The following is a 15,174-nucleotide window of genomic DNA, read 5'->3' on the forward strand; positions in this document are numbered from 1 at the left end:
GCTCCAGGGCGGTGCCTTGGCCTCAGTGTGTGGTCGCCAGCTCGGCAGCTGGTTTGGGCCGGTGGAAAAATTTCTCAAGGTACAAGTATATGACCGGTGTGGTGAACAGCGTCAGCGCCTGGCTCACCAGCAAGCCACCGACCACCGCGATCCCCAGGGGCTGGCGCATTTCCGCGCCGGGGCCGGCGCCGAGCATCAGTGGCACCGCGCCGAGCAGGGCGGCGAGGGTGGTCATGATGATCGGGCGGAACCGCGTGACGCAGGCTTCGTAGATCGCATCTTCCGGCGACATGCCCCTGACGCGCTGGGCCTCCAGGGCAAAGTCGATCATCAGGATGCCGTTCTTCTTCACGATGCCGATCAGCAACACCAGGCCGATCAGCGCCATGATCGAAAAGTCCCGGCCCATCAGCGACAGCATGATCAGCGCGCCCAACCCCGCCGAGGGCAAGGTGGAGATAATCGTCAGCGGGTGCACGAAGCTCTCATACAACACACCCAGAATGATGTAGACCGCCACCAGCGCCGCGAGGATCAGCCAGGGCTGGCTGGCCAGCGAACTCTGGAACGCCTGGGCCGCGCCCTGGAAGTTGCCGATGATGGTGGTCGGCATGCCGATTTCATTCTTGGCCTGGTTGAGCATGATCACCGCGTCACCCAGCGCCACACCGGGTGCCAGGTTGAACGACAAGTTGGCGGCGGGGAACATGCCGTCATGGCTGATGGACAAAGGCCCCACGGTCGGTGGGTCGACCTTGGCCACTGCCGACAACGGCACCATCTCGTTGGTCAACGGCGAGCGCAGGTAGAAGTAGTTCAGGCTTTCGGCCTTGCCGCGCTGTTGGGTGTCCAGCTCCAGCACTACCTGATACTGGTTGATCTCGGTCTGGAACTCGTTGATCTGGCGCTGACCGAAAGCGTCGTACAGCGCCTGGTCGACATCGGTGGCGGTCAGGCCAAAGCGCGCGGCGGCCTGCCGGTCGATGCTGATATGGGTAATGCTGCCGCCCAGTTGCAGGTCGTTGGACAGGTCGCGAAACGCCGGGTTGGCGCGCAGTTTTTCGGTCAGGCGCTGGGTCCAGGTGTTGAGTGTCGGGCCGTCATTGCTCTTGAGTACGTACTGGTACTGGGCACGGCTGGGGCCGGAGCTGAGGTTGATGTCCTGGCCGGCGCGCAGGTACAGCACGATGCCCGGCACTTTTGCGAGCTTGGGCCGGATGCGGTCGATAAACTGGCTGGCGGACACGTCGCGATCACCCCGGTCTTTCAAGGCAATCCAGAAGCGGCCATTGGCGATGGTCTGGTTGCTGCCGGTCACACCCACCGAATGGGAAAACGCCTGCACCGCGGGGTCATCCTTGACGATCTCGGCCAGGGCCTTGTGCTTGGCCACCATGTCCGGGTACGACACATCGGCCGCCGCTTCGCTGGTCCCGAGCACAAAGCCGGTGTCCTGTACCGGAAAGAAGCCCTTGGGGATAAACACGTAGCCGACCACGGCCAGGGCCAGGGTCACCACGAAAATGGCGGCCATGGTGCGTTGATGGGCCAGCGCGCGGCGCAGGTTGCGCGCATAGCCGGCCAGCAGGCGCTCGCTGAAGCCGGGTTTATCGTGGGCGGGATGGGTCGGGGCACGCATGAACAGCGCCGCCAATGTCGGCGCCAGGGTCAACGAGACCACCACCGAAATCAGGATGGTCGAGGTGGCCGTCAGCGCGAATTCCTTGAACAACCGTCCGACCACACCGCCCATGAACAGCAGCGGAATAAACGCCGCCACCAGCGAGAAGCTGATGGACACCACGGTAAAGCCAATCTCGCCGGCGCCCTTGATCGCCGCTTCGCGCTTGTCGAGCCCCGCCTCAAGGTGGCGGTGAATGTTCTCCACCACCACGATGGCATCGTCCACCACAAAGCCCACGGCGATCACGATCGCCACCAGGGTCAGGTTGTTCAGACTGAAGCCCATCAAGTACATCAGCGCAAAGCTGGCGACCAGCGACACGCCGAGCACGCTGGACACAATCAGCGTCGCCGACAACTGGCGCAGGAACAGCGCCATCACCGCCACCACCAGCAGGATGGCGATCAGCAGGGTCACTTCCACTTCATGCAGGGACGCGCGGATGGTCTTGGTGCGGTCAGACAATACGCTGACCTGCACCGAGGCCGGCAGCATGCCTTGCAGGCGCGGCAGCTCGGCCTGGATGCGGTCCACCGTCTCGACAATGTTGGCGCCTGGCTGGCGCGAAATCACCAGATTGACCCCCGGAGTGTCGCCGGACCAGGCCTGCACGTAGGCGTTTTCCGAACCGTTGATGACTTTGGCAATATCGCGCAGTTGCACCGGTGCGCCGTCCTTGTAGGACACGATCAACTGCGCGTAGTCCTCCGGATGGAACAGTTGGTCGTTGGTCGACAGGGTCGACACGCTGTTTTCGCCATAGATCGCACCCTTGGCCAGGTTGAGGCTCGATTGCTGGATGGCCAGGCGTATATCGGCCAGGGTCAGGCCGATGGCCGCGAGTTTGTCGGGGGAGGCCTGCACGCGGATCGCCGGGCGTTGCTGGCCGGTGATGTTGATCTGGCCGACGCCGTCGATCTGGCTGATCTGCCGCGCCAGCAGGGTTTCCACATAGTCACTCAGCTCGGTGCTGGGCATGCTGTCGGAGCTGACACTGAGGATCAGTACCGGGCTGTCCGCCGGGTTGACTTTCTTCCAGGTGGGCAGGCTTGGCATGTCGCTGGGCAGCTTGCCGGATGCGGTGTTGATCGCCGCCTGCACTTCTTGCGCGGCGGTGTCGATGCTCTTGTCGAGGGTGAATTGCAGCGTCAACAGGCTTGAGCCCAAGGCACTGCTGGAGGTCATCTGGGTCATGCCGGGGATGGCGCTGAACTGCACTTCCAGCGGCGTCGCCACCGAGGAGGCCATGGTGTCCGGGCTGGCGCCGGGCAATTGTGCGGTGACCTGGATCGTCGGAAATTCCGCCTCCGGCAGCGGCGCGATGGCCAGGCGCGGGAAGGCAATGATCCCGAGCAGCACCAGGGCGAAGGTCAGCAGCAGGGTGGCGACCGGGTGGTCGACGCACCAGGCCGAGGGTGAACGGCTGCCGTTCATGGCTGCACCTTGGCGTCGACGGTCTGGATCACCTGCGGGGGTTCCTTGAGCACCTCCACCTGGGCACCGGCCTTGAGCCGCGACTGGCCATCACTGACCAGCACGTCACCGGCCTGCACGCCCTTGATGATGTTCACGTCACTGTTTTGATAGGTGACTTGCACCGGCACCACCTCAACCTTGTCGCCATTGACCCGGTACACGAAGTGCGAATCCAGGCCGCGTTGCACCACGGTCGGCGGCACCACCAAGGCATTTTTGTCGAGGGCCGTCTGGATCTTGATCGTCACCAGTTGCCCCGGCCACAGGCGTTGCGAGGCGTTGTTGAACTCGGCCTTGGCGCGCAGGGTGCCGGTGGTGGAGCTGATCTGGTTGTCGATCAGGCTCAAGTGGCCTTCTCCCAGTAAATCACCGGTCTGGCCGTCGGTGTCGGCACCCAGGTAGGCGTCGACGCTGGCCTGGGTAGGTGCGGCGATCAGGCCTTGCAGGGTCGGCAGCATCTGTTGCGGCAGAGAGAACTCAACGGCAATCGGGTCGATCTGGGTCACGGAGAACAGGCCCTGGGTATCGCTGGTACGCAGGAAGTTGCCTTCATCCACATTGCGAATACCGACGCGGCCACTGACGGGGGAGCGAATCTGGGTATAGGAAAGCTGGACCTGGGCCGCATCGATCGCGGCCTGGTTACCTTGGGCGGTGGCCTTGAGTTGGTTGACCAGCGCTTGTTGCTGGTCGTAGGTCTGCTTGGACACGCCGTCGTCGACGCTCAATTCCTTGTAGCGCTTGAGGTTGACCAGCGCCACCTGCAACTGCGCCTGGCTCTCGCCCAGCTGTGCCTTGGCCTGGTCGAGGCTGGCGCGGATCGAGCGATCATCGATTCTGGCCAGCAAGTCGCCGGCCTTGACCAACTGGCCTTCCTTGACCAGCAATTGGGTGAGAATGCCGTCGACTTGTGGGCGAATGACCACGCTGTGCAAGGACAACACCGTGCCGATGCCGCTGACAAAGCGTGGAATGTCCTGCTGCGCTACGCTCACCACCCGCACCGGGATCGCGGTCGGTGCCGCCAGTCTGGCCTTGGCTGGGCGGGTCAGCGCCCAGGCTGCAACCGCCACGACCACGAGGACACCCACGATCAGGGCAGTTTTTCGTTGAATGTGCATGGGTGAGGCGCCGGGGCAAAGGATGGGGAGAGTGAGCGGTCTTTATAGCCCTTCAACCCGGTCAGCACGGTGACGGCTAACTGACAGCGCTGTCAGCAAACTCCGACCATTCGTACAGGTGGTGGTTAAAGATCTGAAGCTCGCAGGTATACTGCGCGCCAGTGTGGCCCGCAAGCCGGCCTCGCATCATTTTTTGCACGCTCCGGAGCTTTCATGACTTCCCCGACACAACCCCCTGTTGAAGCGACCGACATCGTCGATCCGGCCAACGCCGAAGGCGTTGAAAAAGCCGAGATCCCGGCGTTCAAGTTTCCGTTCAAGCCGGGTGAGCTGGCTGGGGCCAGGAATGCGGCCCAACCGTGGTACAAAAACGGCGCCAAGAACGGCCATACCAAGTCGCCAGGCATGGCACCGCCGGGTACGCGTCGTTCGATGGGTAAACGCTGAGGTTAACAAGTCGCACGTTGTGTCGACTATTGCCTACAGTTTCTGCTGAAATTTCTGATTGTAGGTCTACGACCGTTTCTTGAAAGCTTGCACAGCCTTTGCTCTGCCCCAGTGGTTTCAGGGGGGAGTGGGGTGATGCTGGTCTTTCCGGAAAAGGACGTCTCCCTTGGCCCTGATACACATTTGTGTAGTGCTTGCCCTGTTGCTTTTGGCTGATGCCTCTGCGGCTGATGATCAACCACGTCGCGAAATCCGTTTTGCTGTTGCCGCCCAATTCCCCCCCTTCCAGAGCCGCGACCCGCAAGGGCAGTTGATAGGCTTGAATATCGAGCTGGGCAACGCCCTGTGCGTGCAGTTGAATGCACGCTGCATCTGGGTCGACCAGGTGCTTGCCGAAGACTTCACCTCCCTTGAAGCCAGAAAATTCGACGCAATCATGGGGATGGCACCTACGTCGCAACGGCGGCGCTGGGTGAGCTTCACCGATAACCTCTACCCCTTCACCACGCGTCTGGTGGCCCGCAGCACGTCAGGCTTGCAGCCGCGTGCAAAGTCGCTCAAGGGCAAGCGCGTCGGCGTGTTGCTGGGGAGCAATCGCGAGGCCTTTGCGCGGTCGGCGTGGGCACCCAAGGGCGTCATCGTCAAGAGTTTCTGGCTCAATAGTGAATTGGTCCGCAGCCTAATAGCCGACGAAATTGACGCGACCCTGCAAGGCACCGTCGAAATTCGTGAAGCTCTGCTCGACACTGAAGACGGTCAGGATTTCGACTTCGTCGGCCCCGCCATTTCGTCGACGTTACTGGGTGATGGCGTGGCCATCGCGGTGCGCAAGCCCGACACGGCATTGCGCAACGAACTTAACTGCGCCCTTGAACAGCTGAAGCAGAATGGCGAGTACCAGCGGATCATCCAGCCCTACCGCCTTGACGCCGTTCCTGCCGAGCAGTGATCGACCGCCGCGCGATGTGGCCAGTGAGGTTTAGGCGGCCCGCAGCGAAATAAACGCATAGTTGGCCGGCACCTCGGTGGCAATCTGCGCGCCGGCGTCCAGCAACTGCTCGGCGATGTCCATCCCCGATACATGAAACACCCATTCATTGGCCACGGCAGGCCGGTCGACTGCCCGCTCAATCGCCTGGGCAAATGCGCCCATGTCCGGCAGGTAGGCGGTAAACCCATCCCCCTTGAGCGCCGTGGTTCGAATGCCGAGCAACGCGCACACGGCCTCCTTGGTCTGCACGTCGTCTCGGTCGGCCTGGCGTGAGCGGTGGATCAGTTCCACCAGTTCCTGATCTATCAATTCACCACCGACGATCAACGCCGGGCCCTGTTCCCAGGATTCCGGCGGGCAATCCTTGGCGGCGGGGTTGAGCGGGATATGCGGGTTGATCTCCATCGGGTAGATGCGGCACACCAACGGGCGACGCTCATAGATGCGGCACAGGTTGTCTGCGTCAAGATTCCGGCAGCGCCCGACGTTATAGGCGGCAAAGGTGATGGCCACAAACGCCTCGGTGTTGCCGCTGGGTACCACCACCGAACGGCGCTCGGCATGTTCGCGCTGCTGCTGAGGCAGGCCCAGGCCATTTCCGAGGAAACCCTCTACCAGAACAATGACGTTACCGCCGTCCGCCGCCCACATACGGGCTTCCGCGAGGGTCAGGGGGACGTGATGGTCGGTGCAGCATTTGCCGCAGCCGACGCAGGAAAAATGGGTGTTCATGGCGGATCTGTCACCAGGCTATGTCAGAGGGTACGCAATAACGGTGACGGGTTTTTACCTCTGTCCACCGTTGTACTGCTCTGGAAGCAAGTTATGCGCCAGCGCCTGTCAGTCGTCGGCGACCACGTCCCGCAGCACAAAGACCATGCCCGAGCTTTCGTACAGTTGTCGCGCACGCAGATTGCTCTCCAGCACCTTGAGGTCGACATAAGGTTCGCCGCGCTGCTTGAACACCTGGAAGCAGTGCAGCAACAACGCCCGGCCCAAGCCCTGGCCTTGAGCGCAAGGATGCACGGACAGGTTCTTGATAAATGCGCTGGTCCAGCACTGCGCCACACCGAGAATGCCATCGCCGTTGCTGGCCACCAGGCATAGCGTGGGATCGAATTCGGCATCGCTGACGAACAGATGCTGCCAGGCTTTCAGAGGGGGAACGCGGCCACCACCTTGTTCCTGGGTCATGCGCAGCACCGCATGGATCGCCGGGGCCCGCTCGTCGCGGTAATGATCCAACTGTGTATGGGCCGGCCATTGCGGCGCAGGCAGGCTGCCGGTTAGGTCGCGGCGCAGCAGTTGGAAATACTCCGCCACCGGTTACAGCCCCTGTTGCGCCACGGTCTGGGCGGCGACCACCAGGCACTTGGTCAGTTCGGGCGAGGAGAACTTGGTCAGCACGGCGTTGGCACCGGCCAGGCGCGCCTTTTCGCTGTTCATCGCGCTGTCCAGGGAGGTGTGCAGCAACACGTAAAGATCCTGGAAGTCCGGGGTTTCGCGCAGGGTGCGGGTCAGGGCATAACCATCCATTTCGGACATCTCGATGTCCGACACCACCACATTGATCTGCGCGGCCGTGCCTTGCAGCTCCAGCAGCACATCGATGGCTTCCTTGGCGCTGCGCGCGGTGTGGCAGGTCAGGCCGAGGTTGCGCAAGGTATGCACCGACTGCTGCAAGGCGACCTGGCTGTCATCCACAACCAGGATCCGCGCATTGCCGAGCACTTCCGCCTCTTCCATGGTCAGGTCGGTGGGCGCCGCTTCAATCGGCGCCGGGGCGATACCGTGGATGACTTTTTCGATGTCCAGCACCTGCACCAGCCCGCCTTCCACCTGGGTTACCCCGGTGATAAACGCCCGGTTGCCGCCGGAGCCGTAGGGTGGCGGGCGGATATCGGTGGTCAGGCAGTGCACGATCTTGCTCACGGCCTGCACATGCAGGCCCTGCTTGGAACGGCTCACGTCGGTGACGATCAGGCAGCCGCCGTCCGGGTCTTCCAGGGGCATTTCCCCCAGGGCGCGACTCAGGTCGATCACCGCCAACGAATTGCCTCGTAGGGTGGCGATGCCTTTGACGTTCGGATGGGACTCCGGAAGCTTGGTCAGCGGCGGGCAAGGGATGATTTCACTGACTTTCAGCAGGTTGATGGCCATGAGTTTGCCGCTGCGCAAGGTAAAGAGCAGAAGCGAGAGTGAGTCTGCGCGGGCTTTGGTGGTGGACATAAAAACCTTCTGTGGATCAGGGATGACGAACTTCTATTGAAGGTTATCGACTCGGGAGAGCCAGGCTTTAACCCGATTTTGTTTCGGGTTGGGCCCGTCTCAGCCCTTCCACACCTGCGGGTTCACCAGATCCTGCGGACGCTGGCCCAGCAGGGCGCTGCGCAGGTTGTCCAACGCGCGGTTGGCCATGGCTTCGCGGGTTTCATGGGTCGCCGAGCCGATGTGCGGCAGGGTCACCGCATTGCTCAACTGGAACAGTGGCGACTCGGCCAACGGCTCCTGTTCATACACATCCAGCCCGGCGCCGCGAATGGTCTGGTTTTGCAGGGCCTGGATCAGCGCCGGTTCGTCGACCACCGGACCACGGGAGATATTGATCAGAATCGCGCTGGACTTCATCAGACCCAATTCGCGGGTGCTGATCAGGTGGCGGGTCTTGTCGCTCAACGGCACCACCAGGCACACGAAATCCGCCTCGGCCAGCAACTGGTCCAGGCTGCGGAACTGCGCGCCCAGTTCCTGTTCCAGCGCGGTCTTGCGGCTGTTGCCGCTGTACAGGATCGGCATATTGAAGCCCAGGCGTCCACGACGGGCCACGGCCGCGCCGATATTGCCCATACCGACGATGCCGAGGGTCTTGCCATGCACGTCACAGCCAAACAGCGGCGCGCCGACGCTGGCTTTCCATTGTCCGGCCTTGGTCCAGGCGTCCAGCTCGGCCACCCGACGCGCGCTGCTCATCAGCAGGGCGAAGGCCAGGTCAGCGGTGCTTTCGGTGAGTACGTCCGGGGTGTTGGTGAGCATGATCCCGCGCTCGTTGAAGTACGGCACGTCGTAGTTGTCGTAGCCCACCGACACACTGGACACCACCTCCAGCTTGCTCGCGCCTTCGAGCTGCGCGCGGCCCAGCTTGCGACCCACGCCGATCAAACCGTGGGCGTGGGGCAGGGCTTCATTGAATTGAGCGTTGATATCGCCCAGCTTGGGGTTGGGCGCGATTACGTCGAAATCCTGTTGCAGGCGTTCGATCATTTCCGGGGTGACACGGCTGAAGGCGAGGACGGTCTTTTTCATTGCAGGCGGGCTCATCGACTACGGAAGAATGCCAAGCAAGCTAACATTCCTTGCCACTGTTGTCAGGACACTGCAGACCTAAAGTGGACAGGGAAAAATGTGGGAGGGGGCTTGCTCCCGATAGCGGTGCGTCAGTCGCCAGATGTATTGACCGATCCACTGCCATCGGGAGCAAGCCCCCTCCCACATTTGACCTGTATCGCCTGGTAGAAATCAGTTCGCCAGCCGCGCACCGCTCAGGCTGCCGCTCAATTCATACGCCACCAGCTCTGCCTGGTGCGCCGCCAGGATCTCAGGCAGCGAGCCGCGCAGGTATTCCACCCAGGTCTTGATCTTCGCATCCAGGTACTGGCGCGAGGGGTAGATGGCGTACAGGTTCAGTTCCTGGGAACGGTAGGTGGGCATGACCCGCACCAATGTGCCGTTGCGCAGGCCTTCGATGGCCGCATACACCGGCAACAGGCCGACGCCCATGCCGCTGGTGATCGCGGTTTTCATCGCGTCGGCCGAGTTGACCAGGAACGGCGATGTATTGATCGCCACGCTCTCCTGGCCTTCGGGGCCGTTGAAGGTCCACTTGTCCAACTGGATCACCGGGCTGACCAGGCGCAGGCAGGCGTGGTTGAGCAAGTCCTGGGGCCGTTGCGCGCAGCCCTTGGCCTTGACGTAGTCCGGCGAGGCGCAGGCGATGCTGTAGGTGATGCCCAGGCGTTGGGAGACGAAGCCCGAGTCCGGCAGTTCGCTGGCCAGCACGATGGACACGTCGTAGCCCTCGTCCAACAGGTCCGGCACGCGGTTGGCCAGGGTCAGGTCGAAGGTCACGTCCGGGTGGGTGCGGCGGTAGCGGGCAATTGCGTCGATGACGAAATGCTGGCCGATACCGGTCATGGTGTGCACTTTCAGCTGCCCGGCGGGGCGAGCGTGGGCATCGCTGGCTTCGGCTTCGGCTTCTTCGACGTAGGCCAGGATCTGCTCGCAGCGCAGCAGGTAGCGTTTACCGGCCTCGGTGAGGGCAATGCGGCGGGTGGTGCGATTGAGCAAGCGGGTTTGCAGATGGGCCTCAAGGTTGGAGACCGCGCGCGAGACGTTGGCGGTGGTGGTGTCCAGTTGCCCGGCGGCGGCGGTGAAGCTGCCTGCTTCGGCCACGCAACTGAAGGCGCGCATGTTTTGCAAAGTGTCCATGGAGAGTTCTCAGGGGAGATGCCAAATTGTGACAGAAAGTTACGCCGTCCAGTGATCCCTACCAACGGATTATCGCTTGAACGGTAACAAAGATTCACAGGAATGCCAGCTTATCGTCCTCCACGGCGGCGCCTAGAATTGCGCCACCTCCCCCCGCAACACCACCTCAGGAATTCCTTCGCCGTGCCGCGTCGCATCAGCAGAGAGCTGAAGACTCTCATTAACCGAGCGCTGAAGGCTCTCAGTGTTTGCGCTTTATCGTTATCAATCAGCGGCTGCATCGGAACCGGAGGAATCGCCCCCCAAGGCCAGACCCTCAACGCGACTACCCTGGCCACCGACGAAGCGATCCGCAGCGCCGCCCAGGACGCCCATTGGCCCACCGCGCAATGGTGGCAGGCCTACGGCGATCCCCAGCTCAATCGCTGGGTCGAACTCGCTACCCAAAGCAGCCCGAGCATGGCCATGGCCGCCGCGCGGGTGCGGGAGGCGCGCGCCATGGCTGGGGTTGCCGAATCGGCCGAGTCGCTGCAGATCAACGGTGATACCACCCTCAAACGCCACAATTGGCCCAAGGATCAGTTTTACGGCCCGGGTGAATTGAGCGGTGCCAACACCTGGGACAACAATGCGTCCCTGGGTTTGAGCTACGCCCTCGACCTGTGGGGCCGCGAAAGCAACGCCACCGAGCGTGCCGTCGACCTGGCCCACATGAGCGCGGCCGAAGCCCGCCAGGCCCAACTCGAACTGCAGAACAACGTAGTGCGCGCCTATATCCAGCTGTCGTTGCATTACGCCAACCGCGATATCGTCGCGGCGACCCTGGCCCAGCAACAGCAGATCCTCGACCTCGCCAACAAACGCCTGGACGCCGGGATCGGCACCCATTTCGACGTGAGCCAGGCCGAAACACCGCTGCCGGAAACCCATCGCCAATTGGATGCCCTGGACGAAGAAATCGCCCTGAGCCGCAACCAGTTGGCGGCGTTGGCCGGCAAGGGGCCGGGGGAGGGCGCGACGTTGCAACGTCCGACGCTGTCCCTTGCCGCCCCACTGAAACTGCCCTCGAGCCTGCCCGCGCAATTGCTCGGCCAGCGCCCGGATGTGGTCGCCAGCCGTTGGCAGGTCGCGGCGCAGGCCCGTGGCATCGATGTCGCCCACGCCGGTTTCTACCCTAACGTCGACCTGGTCGGCAGCCTCGGCTACATGGCCACCGGCGGCGGCATGCTGGCGTTTCTCGCCGGCAAGAAATTCAACTACACCGTCGGCCCGGCGATCAGCTTGCCGATCTTCGACGGCGGTCGCCTGCGTGCCGAGCTGGGTGAGGCCAGCGCCGGCTATGACATCGCAGTGGCGCACTACAACCAGACCCTGGTCAATGCGCTTAAGGGCATCAGCGACCAGTTGATCCGCCGCGAGTCCATGGACAAGCAAGCTTCGTTTGCCGCGCAGTCGGTGGCCTCGGCGCAAAAGACCTACGACATCGCGATGATCGCCTACCAGCGCGGCCTGACCGATTACCTCAATGTGCTCAATGCCCAGACCCTGCTGTTTCGCCAACAACAGATCGAGCAACAGGTACAGGCCGCGCGGCTTGGCGCCCATGCCGAACTGGTGACCGCACTGGGTGGCGGCCTCGACGCCGGCAAAGACGTACCGCAAGACGCCAAGACCCTCCCGAGCAAGACCCCGGCGGCGCTTGCCGTGTTTGACCACTGAGTAGGATTTAATGACTCCCTTGCCTGCACCGCTGCGCTGGCTGCATTCCCTTGAGTGGCGCCGTGGTTTTTTTGACTGGGCACGCAGCGACGGCGTGACCTGGGTGTACATCTTCAAGGTGCTGATCGCCGCGTTCCTCACGCTGTGGCTGGCGATGCGCCTGGAACTGCCGCAACCGCGCACCGCGATGATCACCGTATTTATCGTGATGCAACCCCAGAGCGGCCAGGTGTTCGCCAAGAGCTTCTATCGTTTCCTCGGCACCCTGGCGGGGTCGGCGGTGATGGTGTTGTTGATTGCGTTGTTTGCGCAGAACACCGAGTTGTTCCTGGGGGCGCTGGCGATCTGGGTCGGCATTTGCACCGCTGGCGCGACACGCAACCGTAACTTTCGCGCCTACGGCTTCGTGCTCGCGGGGTATACGGCAGCGATGGTCGGCCTGCCGGCCCTGGCCCATCCAGATGGCGCTTTTATGGCGGCGGTATGGCGGGTGCTGGAAATCTCCCTGGGGATCCTGTGTTCCACGTTGGTCAGCGCGGCGATCCTGCCGCAGACGTCCAGTGCCGCGATGCGCAACGCGCTCTATCAGCGTTTTGGTGTGTTCGCGTTGTTTGTCACCGACGGCCTGCGCGGGCGCAGCCAGCGTGAAGGGTTCGAGGCCAGCAACGTGCGCTTTATCGCCGAGGCCGTGGGCCTGGAAGGGCTGCGCAGCCTCACGGTGTTCGAAGACCCGCACATGCGCCGGCGCAACGGCCGGCTCAGTCGCCTCAACAGCGAGTTCATGAGCATCACCACGCGCTTCAATGCCTTGCACCAGTTGCTCGAACGCCTGCGCACGGACTCCGCGGATCATGTGGTGGCGGCGATTAAACCGGGCCTGCAGGACCTGGCCGAAGTGCTCGACGGCTTCTCCGGTCGCGCCCTCACCAGCCCCGATGCCGCACGCCTGGTCAACCAACTCAGCGCCTACAAGGACAGCCTGCCCGCCAAAGTGCGCAGCCTGCGTGCGACCTTCCAGGAGGGCAACCCGAGTGAAGCCGAGCAGCTGGATTTTCACACCGCTTATGAGCTGCTCTACCGCTTCGTCAATGACCTGCACAACTACGCGCAAACCCATGCCTCCCTGGCCGATCACAGCCATGCACGGGAGCAATGGGACGAAACCTTCAGCCCGAAAACCAACTGGCTGGCCTGCGCCGCCTCGGGGATTCGCGCGTCGTTCATCCTGATTGTGCTGGGCAGCTATTGGGTGGCCACGGCCTGGCCCAGCGGCGCCACCATGACCTTGATCGCCGCCGCAACCGTCGGCTTGTCCGCCGCCACACCCAACCCCAAGCGCATGGCGTTCCAGATGGCCTGCGGCACCTTGATCGGCGCGTTGGTGGGCTTTGTCGACATGTTCTTCGTGTTCCCGTGGATCGACGGCTTCCCGCTGCTGTGCGTGATGCTTGCGCCGGTGATCATCCTCGGTGCGTTCCTCGCCTCACGCCCGCAATACGCCGGGGTTGGCGTGGGCTTGCTGATTTTCTTCAGCACCGGCTCGGTGCCGGACAACCTCACCGTCTACAACCCCTACACCTTTATCAACGACTACATCGCCATGATCATTGGCATGCTGGTGTGCGCGGCGGCGGGGGCGATCATCCTGCCGCCCAACAGCCGCTGGCTGTGGCGCCGCCTGGAGCAGGACCTGCGCGAGCAGGTGGTGTATGCCATCAGCGGCAAGCTCAAGGGGTTGGCGTCGAGTTTCGAAAGCCGCACCCGTGACCTGCTGCACCAGGCCTACGGCCTCGCTGTCGGCCAGCCGCAAGTGCAACGCGACTTGCTGCGCTGGATGTTCGTGGTGCTGGAAGTCGGTCACGCGATCATCGAGTTGCGCAAGGAACAGGCGATCCTGCCGGTGCATCCGGCCTATGCCGAATCCCAGCCCTGGCGCCAGGCGATTCGGGTGATGGGCCGCTCGTTGGTGCGACTGTTCCTGCAACCCAGCGCCAGCAACCTGGAGCGTGGCCTGATCGCCGTCGACCACGCGATCAGCCGCGTGCAGGCCACCGACGAACCCTTCGCCCCACACTTCGACACTTCGGCCCTGCGCCGGGTGAAAAGCTACCTGCACTTTATCCGCACCTCGTTGCTGGACCCGCAATCACCGCTGGCGGCCCTCAAAGGAACCCCGAATGCCTCGTGAAATCGCATTCCACGGCATCTATATGCCGACCATGACCCTCATGTTCCTGATCGCGGCCGCGCTGGCCTGGGCCCTGGACCGCTTTCTGGCCGGGTTCGACCTGTACCGTTTTTTCTGGCACCCGGCGTTGCTGCGCCTGAGCCTGTTCGTTTGCCTGTTCGGCGCCCTGGCGCTGACCGTCTACCGTTGAGAATGCCCCGATGAAAAAGTTTTTCAGCCTGCTCGCGACCTTGCTGGTACTGGCTTTGGCGATCTGGATTGGCCGCACGTTGTGGGTGCACTACATGCAAACGCCGTGGACCCGCGACGGCCGGGTGCGCGCCGACATCATCAACGTGGCCGCCGACGTCACCGGCGAAGTGGTCGACGTGCCGGTGCGCGATAACCAGTTGGTGAAAAAGGGCGACCTGCTGATGCAGATCGACCCCGAGCACTACCGCATCGCCGTCAAGCAGGCGCAGTCCCTGGTCGCCTCGCGCAAAGCCACCTGGGAAATGCGCAAGGTCAACGCCCACCGCCGCGCCGACCTCGACGCCCTGGTGATCTCCAGGGAAAACCGCGACGACGCCAGCAACATCGCCGACTCGGCCCTGGCGGATTACCAGCACGCGCTGGCACAACTCGAAGCGGCCGAACTCAACTTGAAACGCACCCAGGTCGTGGCGGCGGTGGACGGCTACGTCACCAACCTCAACGTGCATCGCGGCGACTACGCACGCATCGGCGAAGCCAAGATGGCCGTGGTCGATATGAACTCGTTCTGGGTCTATGGCTTCTTCGAAGAAACCAAATTGCCCCATGTGAAGGTGGGTGACAAAGCCGACATGCAGCTGATGAGCGGCGAGACGTTGAAGGGGCACGTAGAAAGCATCTCGCGCGGCATCTACGACCGCGACAACCCGGAGAGTCGTGAGCTGATCGCCGATGTGAACCCGACCTTCAACTGGGTGCGCCTGGCCCAGCGGGTGCCGGTGCGGATTCACATTGATGAAGTGCCGGAGGGGGTGTTGTTGGCAGCGGGGATTACGTGCACGGTGATCGTTAACCAAACGCCGAACTGAAA

The 15,174-nt window shown here is 62.8% G+C and carries 13 protein-coding genes; 6 read left to right on the plus strand and 7 right to left on the minus strand.

All coding sequences use genetic code 11. From position 1 onward, the window contains the following. Positions 1 to 22 precede the first annotated feature (22 nt). Together FBY10_RS01870 and FBY10_RS01875 are read right to left on the minus strand one after the other, a co-directional pair. A complete protein-coding gene (locus tag FBY10_RS01870; protein ID WP_145335293.1) occupies positions 23 to 3,118 on the minus strand; it encodes a multidrug efflux RND transporter permease subunit in 3,096 nt (1,031 codons plus the stop codon). After that, a complete protein-coding gene (locus FBY10_RS01875) occupies positions 3,115 to 4,281 on the minus strand; it encodes an efflux RND transporter periplasmic adaptor subunit (protein ID WP_131698375.1) in 1,167 nt (388 codons plus the stop codon). Before FBY10_RS01875 ends, FBY10_RS01870 begins: the two co-directional genes overlap by 4 nt. 213 nt (positions 4,282 to 4,494) lie before the next feature. On the opposite strand from FBY10_RS01875, the gene FBY10_RS01880 reads away from it, so the two are divergent. Next, the gene (locus FBY10_RS01880) at positions 4,495 to 4,728 is read left to right on the plus strand and encodes a hypothetical protein (RefSeq protein WP_131698374.1); all 234 of its coding nucleotides are present in this window, start codon (positions 4,495 to 4,497) and stop codon (positions 4,726 to 4,728) included. Positions 4,729 to 4,894: 166 nt separating this feature from the next. Next, the gene (locus tag FBY10_RS01885; RefSeq protein WP_145335291.1) at positions 4,895 to 5,677 is read left to right on the plus strand and encodes a transporter substrate-binding domain-containing protein; all 783 of its coding nucleotides are present in this window, start codon (positions 4,895 to 4,897) and stop codon (positions 5,675 to 5,677) included. A 30-nt stretch (positions 5,678 to 5,707) separates the two neighbouring features. Here FBY10_RS01885 and FBY10_RS01890 read toward each other — a convergent pair whose 3' ends face one another. The 5 genes from FBY10_RS01890 to FBY10_RS01910 all read right to left on the minus strand — a co-directional run bounded on the left by FBY10_RS01890 (position 5,708) and on the right by FBY10_RS01910 (position 10,204). Beyond that, a complete protein-coding gene (locus FBY10_RS01890) occupies positions 5,708 to 6,451 on the minus strand; it encodes a YkgJ family cysteine cluster protein (RefSeq protein ID WP_131698372.1) in 744 nt (247 codons plus the stop codon). A gap of 108 nt (positions 6,452 to 6,559) precedes the next feature. Next, a complete protein-coding gene (locus FBY10_RS01895; RefSeq protein ID WP_145335289.1) occupies positions 6,560 to 7,042 on the minus strand; it encodes an N-acetyltransferase in 483 nt (160 codons plus the stop codon). 3 nt (positions 7,043 to 7,045) lie between these two features. Beyond that, positions 7,046 to 7,948, minus strand: coding sequence for a chemotaxis protein CheV (locus FBY10_RS01900; RefSeq protein ID WP_131698370.1), 903 nt, complete (start codon positions 7,946 to 7,948; stop codon positions 7,046 to 7,048). Between the two features lie 99 nt (positions 7,949 to 8,047). Next, positions 8,048 to 9,022, minus strand: a complete 975-nt coding sequence (locus FBY10_RS01905; protein WP_090409267.1) for a D-glycerate dehydrogenase — start codon at positions 9,020 to 9,022, stop codon at positions 8,048 to 8,050. A gap of 213 nt (positions 9,023 to 9,235) precedes the next feature. Next, complete coding sequence (locus FBY10_RS01910; RefSeq protein WP_094951310.1) at positions 9,236 to 10,204, minus strand: LysR family transcriptional regulator; 969 nt, start codon at positions 10,202 to 10,204, stop codon at positions 9,236 to 9,238. 183 nt (positions 10,205 to 10,387) lie between these two features. Between FBY10_RS01910 and FBY10_RS01915 the strand changes: the two genes are divergently transcribed. The 4 genes from FBY10_RS01915 to FBY10_RS01930 are packed head-to-tail and all read left to right on the plus strand — an operon-like array spanning position 10,388 to position 15,172. Beyond that, positions 10,388 to 11,923 carry an efflux transporter outer membrane subunit gene (locus FBY10_RS01915; RefSeq protein WP_145335287.1) on the plus strand — a complete coding sequence of 512 codons (1,536 nt, stop codon included), beginning with the start codon at positions 10,388 to 10,390 and terminating at the stop codon, positions 11,921 to 11,923. Positions 11,924 to 11,933: 10 nt separating this feature from the next. Continuing rightward, the gene (locus tag FBY10_RS01920) at positions 11,934 to 14,111 is read left to right on the plus strand and encodes an FUSC family protein (protein ID WP_131698366.1); all 2,178 of its coding nucleotides are present in this window, start codon (positions 11,934 to 11,936) and stop codon (positions 14,109 to 14,111) included. Then, positions 14,101 to 14,301 (plus strand): DUF1656 domain-containing protein, encoded by a 201-nt coding sequence (locus FBY10_RS01925; RefSeq protein ID WP_027604741.1) that lies wholly within the window; start codon positions 14,101 to 14,103, stop codon positions 14,299 to 14,301. Before FBY10_RS01920 ends, FBY10_RS01925 begins: the two co-directional genes overlap by 11 nt. Positions 14,302 to 14,311: 10 nt before the next feature. Then, positions 14,312 to 15,172, plus strand: a complete 861-nt coding sequence (locus FBY10_RS01930) for an HlyD family secretion protein (RefSeq protein WP_145335285.1) — start codon at positions 14,312 to 14,314, stop codon at positions 15,170 to 15,172. Positions 15,173 to 15,174 lie beyond the last annotated feature (2 nt).

It is taken from the genome of Pseudomonas sp. SJZ103, from assembly GCF_007828335.1.
In the GTDB taxonomy this organism is placed as follows: domain Bacteria; phylum Pseudomonadota; class Gammaproteobacteria; order Pseudomonadales; family Pseudomonadaceae; genus Aquipseudomonas.

Excerpts from the sequence above, each read along its gene's own strand:
- FBY10_RS01870 (WP_145335293.1), bottom strand. The coding sequence starts at position 3,118 with ATGAACGGCAGCCGTTCACCCTCGGCCTGGTGCGTCGACCACCCGGTC.
- FBY10_RS01875 (WP_131698375.1), bottom strand. The coding sequence starts at position 4,281 with ATGCACATTCAACGAAAAACTGCCCTGATCGTGGGTGTCCTCGTGGTC.
- FBY10_RS01880 (WP_131698374.1), top strand. The coding sequence starts at position 4,495 with ATGACTTCCCCGACACAACCCCCTGTTGAAGCGACCGACATCGTCGAT.
- FBY10_RS01890 (WP_131698372.1), bottom strand. The coding sequence starts at position 6,451 with ATGAACACCCATTTTTCCTGCGTCGGCTGCGGCAAATGCTGCACCGAC.
- FBY10_RS01900 (WP_131698370.1), bottom strand. The coding sequence starts at position 7,948 with ATGTCCACCACCAAAGCCCGCGCAGACTCACTCTCGCTTCTGCTCTTT.
- FBY10_RS01905 (WP_090409267.1), bottom strand. The coding sequence starts at position 9,022 with ATGAAAAAGACCGTCCTCGCCTTCAGCCGTGTCACCCCGGAAATGATC.
- FBY10_RS01910 (WP_094951310.1), bottom strand. The coding sequence starts at position 10,204 with ATGGACACTTTGCAAAACATGCGCGCCTTCAGTTGCGTGGCCGAAGCA.
- FBY10_RS01920 (WP_131698366.1), top strand. The coding sequence starts at position 11,934 with ATGACTCCCTTGCCTGCACCGCTGCGCTGGCTGCATTCCCTTGAGTGG.
- FBY10_RS01925 (WP_027604741.1), top strand. The coding sequence starts at position 14,101 with ATGCCTCGTGAAATCGCATTCCACGGCATCTATATGCCGACCATGACC.
- FBY10_RS01930 (WP_145335285.1), top strand. The coding sequence starts at position 14,312 with ATGAAAAAGTTTTTCAGCCTGCTCGCGACCTTGCTGGTACTGGCTTTG.